Raw genomic sequence first — 505 nt, forward strand, 5'->3', positions numbered from 1 at the left:
CTGGAAAAGCTGCCGGCCCTGGATGGCAAAATCATCACCGCCGACCCATTGCATTGTCAGCGGCGCCAAGCCCGTCTCATCGTCGAAAAAGGGGATGATTATCTGTTCGGGATCAAGGGAAACCAGCCTCGCTTGCTCCAAGAGGCTCAAGCCTTGGACGCCTTGCGCGACACCCCCTTTTTACCGACAACCAAATCGGTCATGGCCGAGTCGAAATCCGCCAACTCCATGCCTTCCCCATCGAGCCCCTGGCCGCCAACTTCCCCTTTGCCCGCGCCCTGATCGTGGTGCGCAGCCACCGCACGCAGAAAAAGAGCGGCCTCACCACCACCGAGTCCCGTTACTACCTCTCCAGCGCGCCACCGGATCAGTATTCGCCCCAAGAATGGTTGAACTGGATCCGAGGACATTGGGGCGGGATCGAAATCCGCAACCATTGGCGACGCGATGTCCTGATGGGCGAAGACGGTTCCCGCTCCTGTCAGGCCAACCTGCTGGCCAACTT

Annotated in this window: 2 pseudogenes; both read left to right on the forward strand. The window is 60.0% G+C overall.

Annotated elements, in window-relative coordinates:
• Positions 1-282: pseudogene (locus A37A_RS20260) on the forward strand (hypothetical protein); the annotation flags it as partial.
• A 2-nt stretch (positions 283-284) separates the two neighbouring features.
• Positions 285-505: pseudogene (locus A37A_RS22100) on the forward strand (hypothetical protein); the annotation flags it as partial.

This window comes from Verrucomicrobium sp. 3C (genome assembly GCF_000379365.1).
Taxonomy (GTDB): domain Bacteria; phylum Verrucomicrobiota; class Verrucomicrobiia; order Methylacidiphilales; family Methylacidiphilaceae; genus Methylacidimicrobium.